The organism is Streptomyces sp. NPDC057743, from assembly GCF_042798755.1.
Lineage (GTDB): Bacteria > Actinomycetota > Actinomycetes > Streptomycetales > Streptomycetaceae > Streptomyces.
This window is the reverse complement of sequence record NZ_JBHVJX010000041.1, coordinates 53,017-59,917: the sequence shown is the minus strand read 5'-3', so window position 1 is coordinate 59,917 and position 6,901 is coordinate 53,017. Positions and strand designations below refer to the sequence as shown.

Genomic DNA, 6,901 nt, shown 5'->3' with positions numbered 1-6,901 from the left:
GGAGGGGTGGGGGTGCCAGACGTAAAGCGAAGCAGTCTGGCACCCCCACCCCGGAGGACCGTCACCGCACCCCAAAAGCCCCGCGCAGCGGACAAGACAAGTTGGCCTGGCCCCCGCGCAGCGGCACCGCCCCGCGCAGCGGACAAGACAAGTCGGCCTAGCCCCGCGCAGCGGCACCGCCCCGCGCAGCGGACCGGCAGCGGTACCGCCGCGCCGCAAGGCGCAAAACAGCAACCCGCGCGGCGGAAAAGCCAACAACGTGGGAAGCAAGCCAAGCGCAGCGGACCGGCGGGCGGGGACCGACCCGATCGCGCCACCAGTGCATCAGCCGCTGTCGCGCCAACGGGTCGGCGGGGCGGTTGTGTTCCAGGAGGAACGCCGCGAAGTCCAGGGCATCTTGGCGGTAGCCGCCGTGCATGGGGCGTTGTTGGGCGTAGTCGAGGAAGGCCGGCCGGTAGGCGTCCCCGAGGAGCTCCGGGAGTTCGGGCGCCACCTTGCTCACGACCGCGGCCCGTTTGGCGGCCAACGCCCGGCTCTGCACCCGTAGTCGGGCCCCGTCGAAGCCCTCCGGCGCGGGCGTCCCGGCCACCAGCGCCGACAGCAGCGCGGTCTGCGCCAGCGCCAGCCGCTCGCGGGCCGCGGTGGTGTCCCCGGCCGGGCCCTGGCCGTCCGTCACCGGCTCAAGCCGCCCGGACATGGCGCGCTCCCTCCACCACGGCGCGGATCGCGTCGAGTTCGGCGGCCAGCTCGCCGCCCTCGGGAAAGTCGTCGTCCCGCTCCAACAGCACACCGGGCGGATCGGTCCGGGCGCACAGCTCCGCCAGCACGTCCAGTACCGGCCGGCTCACCGGGTGCGCGTGGCTGTCGTGCCACACCCCGTCCCGCTCGACGCCGCCCGCGACGTGGACGTAGGCGATCGCCTCGACGGGCAGCGCGTCCAGGGCCGCGGCCGGGTCCTCGCCGCGGTTGACGTGGTTGGTGTGGAGGTTGGCGACGTCGATGAGGAGCCGGACGCCGGTGCGCTCGACCAGTTCCGACAGGAACTGCCCCTCGGTCAACTCCTCGTCGGGCCAGGAGAACAGCGCGGCGATGTTCTCCAGGGCCAGCGGCACCGGGAGCGCGTCCTGGGCGATCCGGACGTTCTCGCACAGCACGTCGAGCGCGTCGCGGGTGCGCGGCACGGGCAGCAGATGGCCGGCCTCCACTACGGGCGACGCGGTCAGCGGGCCGCCGGCCCGTACGAACGCGATGTGCTCGGTGACCAACGGGGCGGACAGCGCGGTGGCCCGTTCGGCGAGCGCCGTCAGTCGCCCGGCATCCGGGCGGTCCGCGCCGCCGAGGCCGAGCGAGACGCCGTGCGGGATCACCGGCGTCCCGCGCTCTCGCAACTCCCGTAGGGCGTCCGGGAGATGGTCGGGGCAGACGTTCTCGGCGACCACCTCCACCCAGTCGATCCCGGGCAGCGCGGCGATCTCCGCGGCGATCTCCGGCCGCCAGCCGATACCCGTGCCCAAGTGCGTCATGGCTTCCCCCTGTTGTCCGCGGTGTTGGTGTGGGCTGTGGTGTTTGCGTGGTCCGCGCCTCATGGTCATCCGCTGGTCATTCACGCCCCGTGGTCATCCGCTCCCCCTGGTCCCGGGGTGCTTCTCTGGTCTTGCGGTACTTCTCACCACGTGCGGGCGGTCCAAGCGTCCCGGCGGGTGGTTCAGAGGGTGAGTTGAGCTTCGGGTGTCGTGTCATCGGGCGCCGTGGAGCGGAGTGGGGTGCGGCAGGAGGGCGGGGTGGGGCGGGTGGTGGCCGGCTGTCCGTCCGGTCGTGGCTCGGCGACGCGGCTCGGCGTCGTGGCTCAGCGGGCGACCTCGAAGCCGACCGCCGCGCCCAGCGCCACCAGTACCCCGCCGGTGGCCTGGTCCAACCGCCGCCGCACCCGCGGCCGTTGCAGGACCCCGCGCGCCCGGTGCACCGCCAGCGTGACGCCGCCCAGCCACAGCAGGCCCAGCACCGCGTGCACGCCGACCAGCAGCAGCGTCGTGCCGACCACCGGGGCGCCGTGCGGGATGAACTGCGGCAGCAGGGAGAGGTAGACCACGCCCACCTTGGGGTTGAGGACGTTCGTCAGCAGTCCGGTGCGGAACGCCCGCCAGGGGCTGGCCGGGACGGCGGGCGCGCCCTCGTCCGCCGGAGCCTCCCCGGCGCCGGGCTCCGCCTCGCCCGGGCCGCGCCGGCGCCGGGCGCTGCGCAACGCCTGCACCCCGAGCCACACCAGATACAGCGCACCGGCCACCCGCAGCGCGTCGTACGCCGCCTGCGAGGCGGCCAGCATCGCGGTCAGCCCGACCGCCCCGGCCAGCCCCCACACGAAGCAGCCGGTGGCTATCCCGAGCGCGCTGCACAGCGCGGCGCGCCGCCCGGAACCGAGCGCGGTCCGCAGGACCACCGCGAAATCCGGGCCGGGGGAGACTGTCAGCAGGGCGGCCACCACGGTGAAGCCGATGACGGAGGTCAGCATGGGCACACGGTACGTCCCGCCTCGGACGGGTCCGGCGGCGGGAGCGGGCAGGGGCCGGTGGCCGGTGGCGGGGGCGGCGGCGGAGAGCGGGCTCGCCGCGGTCGACGCCAGCCATCGACCGTCAGCCGCAGCCGCAGCCGTCAGCGTCGACCGCCAGTCGTCAGCCCTCAGTGCCGGCTGTCCACCAGTGTCTGCCGTCCGTCAGTCGGCGATCAGCCGGCGAAGGGTCGGTGGCCGGTCGGTGATCAACTGGCGGACGGCAGTGGGGCGTTGCGCAGCGCCGGGTGGTCGGCGACGACCGTGCACGAGCCCGGGGCGATCTCGGTGAAGCCGGCGTCCCGCACCACCGGCAGTCCGCTGTCGGTCAACGAGGCCCATGCCGACGGCTCGGCGGTCCGCACCGCCAACGGGAAGTCGGCCGTGCGCCAGGCGTCCCGCTGCGCCGTGGACAGCGCCCACCACGCCAGCTGCGCACCGTGCCCGGCCTGTGCCATCGCCTTGCCCGCCGACATCTCCAGCTCGGGGTTGAGCCACAGCACCGGGGTGCCGGCCGGCGGCTCCCCGGGCGCCTGGGGGTCGTCCAGCTCGGTGCCGGAGACCTGGAGGCGGGCCAGGTCCTTGGGCCAGCCGTCCAGCGGCACCGGCGGGTAGACCCGCACCTCGGCCTCCCGGCCGGCGACCGTGATCCCCGGCAGGGCCGCGGCCCGCCGCCACTCCGCGCCGCGTGCTCGCCGCACCACCTTGCGTATCCGGGAGTCCTGCCAGTCCCGCACCGCCTGGGCCCACTCGCCCGCCCCGGCGGCCCGCTCGTCGGAGAGCAGCGTGAGCACCGCCCGCGCCGCGGTCTCCAGCGCGTCGGTGCGCGCCGGCGGAGCGTCTCGCTCCAGGCGCACCACGAGCGGCAGCACGTACTCAGGCGCCGGCGCCGCCTGCGCGCGCTCCTCGCGGGCGCCGGGCTGCGCGTCGTCGGTCCGCGTCTCGTCGGCCGGCGTCCGGCCGGTGGGCGTCTGGTCGGTCCGGTCGGGCTGGCTGTGCTCGCCGGGGCGGCCGGCGGTCTCGGTACTGGTCACATCGATCAGTCTGCCAGCCGCCACTGACAGTGCCCCGCGGCCGCCCGCGGTCGCCGCACCCGCCCCCGGCGCCACCCCACACCCCACCCCCGGCTACCGTCAGCGCCAACGGGCCAACGGGCCAACGGGCCAACGGGCCAACGGGCCAACGGGGAAGCGGGCCAGGGGGAGGGGCGGTCGATGCCGCGGCAGACGGCGCAGCGGATGCGGCTGGACGGGGTCGGGCGGCGCTACGGGCTGCGCGGGCCCTGGGTGCTGCGCGAGGTGCGGCTCGACGTGCCACCGGGCGCGCTGCTGCGCGTCGAGGGGGCCAACGGCAGTGGGAAGTCCACCCTGTTGCGGCTGTTCGCCGGGATCGACCGGCCCACCACCGGGCGGATCACCGGGCGCCCGCGCACCGCCTACGTTCCCGAACGCTTCCCGCCCGCCCTCCCGTTCACCGCCGTCGGCTACCTCACCCACCTCGGCCGGGTCCACGGCCTGCGGACGTCGGAGGCGGCCCGCCGCGCGGCCGAGTGGCTGGAACGCTTCGGGGCGGCCGGGCACGCCCGCACGCCGCTGGCCGAGCTGTCCAAGGGGACGAGCCAGAAGGTCGCGGTCGCCCAGGCGCTGCTCGCCGAGCCCGAACTCCTCGTCCTGGACGAGGCGTGGACCGGTCTGGACCCGGCCGCCCGCGACCTCCTCGACCGCGCGGTCGCCGAACGGGTCGCCGCCGGCGGCACCGTCGTCTTCGTCGACCACGACCCGCGCCGACTGGCCGGGGCCGCGGACGCCCGCTACCGGGTCGCGGACGGACTGCTGCGGCAACCGGGCCCGGACGACCGGCTGGAGCAGCCGGACGCGCACCACCCCGGCCCGCGCACCGTCGTCGAGGCCGAGGGCCCACCGGGGTGCGCGGTCCCGTCGGCCCTCCCCGGGGCGCCCGTCATCGCCCCGGGGCCCGACGGCACCGTCCGGCTGACGGTGCCGGCCGCCCATTCCGACGCCCTGCTGCGCGCCCTGCTCGCCGCGCGCCCGCCCTGGCACATCCGCGCCGTCACCGCCGCCGGGCCGCCCGGTGCGACGACCCCCGCTCCCGGAGAGAACTCCCGCCCATGACTGCCCCGTTGACCGCCCTGGTCCGCTACCAGGCGGCGCTGCTCGCCGGCTCGTACCGTTGGCTGCCGCCGCTCCTGGTCTACGCGGCGTTCCTCGCCATCGGCGTCCAGACCGGCGGCCCGATCCTGGACGCGTACGGCTACGCCGCCGGCGGGCTGCTGCCGGTCACCGTGTGGCTGACCCGGATCTGTGCGACCAACGAGCCGCCGGCCGCCCGCAGTTGTACCGCGGCCGCCGCCGGGCCCGCCCGTGCGCACTGCGCGGCCCTGCTGACCGCGGCCGGCGCCGCGCTGCTGCTGGCGCTCGCCGGCACCGGCTTCGTCGCCCTGCTCTCCGACCCGCACTCGACCGACCACCGGGTCGCCGTCCCGGTCCTGCCCGCGACCGGCGCCGGGCTGCTGACCGCGCTGGTCTGCCTGTTGTTGGGCACCGCGCTCGGCGCGCTGTGCTCCTGGCCGGTGTTGCGCCGCCCCGGCTGGGGCGTCCCGACCGGGCTGATCGCCGCGCTGCTGGTCCTCGTCCTGGGTGCCTCGCCCGCCAACGCCGCGCTCACCGGCATGATCACCGGCTCTGAACGCGGCACGATCACCGCCCCCTGGCTACCACTGGCCGCCGCGGCACTGCTCGCCTCCGGGGCCACGGCCCTGGCCTGCGCCCTCACGGGCCGCCGCGGTTGACCAACGGGACGACGGACGGCCAACGGACCGCGGGGGCATGCGGCGACGCACCGGCCGGTACGTCCGGCGCCGCAGCCCGGCCCGTCCCGGCCACCGCGCCGCCGGCGTAGGCTCGCCCCATGCCGTCCACCGACCCGACGCCGCCGCCCGCACCGTTCGACGGGAGCCCGGCCACCGCCGGCCCCACCACGGGCCCGCCGCCCGCCGCCCGCCGACTGCGTCGAGTGCGGCCGGCCCACCGAGTACCCGGCGTCGACGCCCGGCATCGTCCACTGCCCGGTCTGCGCCTGGCAGGAGGCCCAGCGCACGGCCTGCTCGGGCTGACCAACGGGGCTGCGCGGCCCCCGACTTCGGCTCGGGCCGGCTACGCCACCAACGCCTTGGCGTCCCGGGCCAGCGCGGTCAGCCGCGAGATGGCGCGGAAGTACTTCTTGCGGTAGCCGCCGCGCAGCATCTCGTCGCTGAACAGCCCGTCGAAGGGCTTGCCGGCGGCCAGTACCGGCACCTCGCGGTCGTAGAGCCGGTCGGCGAGCACCACCAGGCGCAGCGCGGTGGACTGGTCCGGCACCGCCTGGACGTCGGTGAGGCAGACCGCCCGGATGCCGTCGCACATCGCGCCGTACCGACTGGGGTGCACCGTCGACAGGTGGGCCAGGAGGGACGGGAAGTCGTCGAGCGAGGCACCGGGGGTGCGGTGCGCGACGCGGACCACGGTCTCGTCGTCGAACGGCGCGGGCGCCTCGGGCAGGCCGCGGTGGCGGTAGTCCTCGCCGTCGATGCGCAGGGCGCGGAAGTGGGCGCTCAGGCCCTGGATTTCGCGCAGGAAGTCGGCGGCGGCGAACCGGCCCTCGCCCAGCTTGCCGGGCAGCGTGTTGGAGGTGGCGGCCAGTCCGACGCCGGCCTCGACCAGCTTGCCCAGGAGGGTGGAGACCAGCACCGTGTCCCCGGGGTCGTCCAGCTCGAACTCGTCGATGCACAGCAGCCGGTGGCCGCTCAGCGTGCGCACGGTCTGCTGGAAGCCGAGCGCGCCGACCAGGTTGGTCAGCTCGACGAAGGTGCCGAACGCCTTCAGCTCGGGGGCCGCCGGGGTGGCGTGCCAGAGGGAGGCGAGCAGGTGGGTCTTGCCGACGCCGTAGCCGCCGTCCAGGTAGACACCGCGCGGCCCGTTGGGGGCGGCGGGCTTCTTCGAACTCCTGGAGAACCAGCGGCGCTTGCCGCCGTCGGCCTCGGCCCCGACACCGAGGCCCGAGGCGAACGTCCGCAGGACCTGCACGGCCTCGGCCTGGCTCGGCTGTCCCGGTTGGGGGATGTACGTGTCGAAGCGGGCGCCCTGGAAGCGCGGCGGCGGCACCATCTCGGCGACCAGGCGCTCGGCCGGCACGTGCGGCGTGCGGGAGGTCAGTGCGGTGGGGGCCGCGGCATCGTCCCCGTTGGCCGGGGGCGTGGCTATCGGGGAGGGCGCGGGGGAGGACGAGGGCTGCGAAGGTGACACAGCTCTCCAGCCTAGTGGCTCCGCGGCACCACCCGGCCCGGTGAGCGAGGCATGT

Annotated in this window: 5 protein-coding genes and 1 pseudogene; 2 read left to right on the top strand and 4 right to left on the bottom strand. The window is 76.0% G+C overall.

The window, feature by feature from the left end; translation table 11 throughout:
* Window positions 1-157: 157 nt before the first annotated feature.
* The 3 genes and pseudogenes from ACFVFQ_RS32810 to ACFVFQ_RS32800 form a co-directional block, all read right to left on the bottom strand.
* Window positions 158-1,523, bottom strand: a pseudogene (locus tag ACFVFQ_RS32810) (DUF692 family multinuclear iron-containing protein).
* Window positions 1,524-1,846: 323 nt separating this feature from the next.
* Window positions 1,847-2,509, bottom strand: a complete 663-nt coding sequence (locus ACFVFQ_RS32805; RefSeq protein WP_383423098.1) for a LysE family translocator — start codon at window positions 2,507-2,509, stop codon at window positions 1,847-1,849.
* 245 nt (window positions 2,510-2,754) lie between these two features.
* Window positions 2,755-3,579: a peptidyl-tRNA hydrolase gene (locus ACFVFQ_RS32800; protein ID WP_383423096.1), complete on the bottom strand. Its 825-nt coding sequence runs from the start codon at window positions 3,577-3,579 to the stop codon at window positions 2,755-2,757.
* 204 nt (window positions 3,580-3,783) lie between these two features.
* Between ACFVFQ_RS32800 and ACFVFQ_RS32795 the strand changes: the two genes are divergently transcribed.
* Window positions 3,784-4,677 carry an ATP-binding cassette domain-containing protein gene (locus tag ACFVFQ_RS32795; protein ID WP_383423106.1) on the top strand — a complete coding sequence of 298 codons (894 nt, stop codon included), beginning with the start codon at window positions 3,784-3,786 and terminating at the stop codon, window positions 4,675-4,677.
* Window positions 4,674-5,354, top strand: a complete 681-nt coding sequence (locus tag ACFVFQ_RS32790) for an ABC transporter (RefSeq protein WP_383423094.1) — start codon at window positions 4,674-4,676, stop codon at window positions 5,352-5,354. The genes ACFVFQ_RS32795 and ACFVFQ_RS32790 overlap by 4 nt, the downstream gene beginning before the upstream one ends.
* A gap of 364 nt (window positions 5,355-5,718) precedes the next feature.
* Here the strand turns inward: ACFVFQ_RS32790 and zapE are convergent, their stop codons facing one another.
* Window positions 5,719-6,846, bottom strand: a complete 1,128-nt coding sequence (gene zapE, locus ACFVFQ_RS32785) for a cell division protein ZapE (RefSeq protein WP_383423092.1) — start codon at window positions 6,844-6,846, stop codon at window positions 5,719-5,721.
* Window positions 6,847-6,901 lie beyond the last annotated feature (55 nt).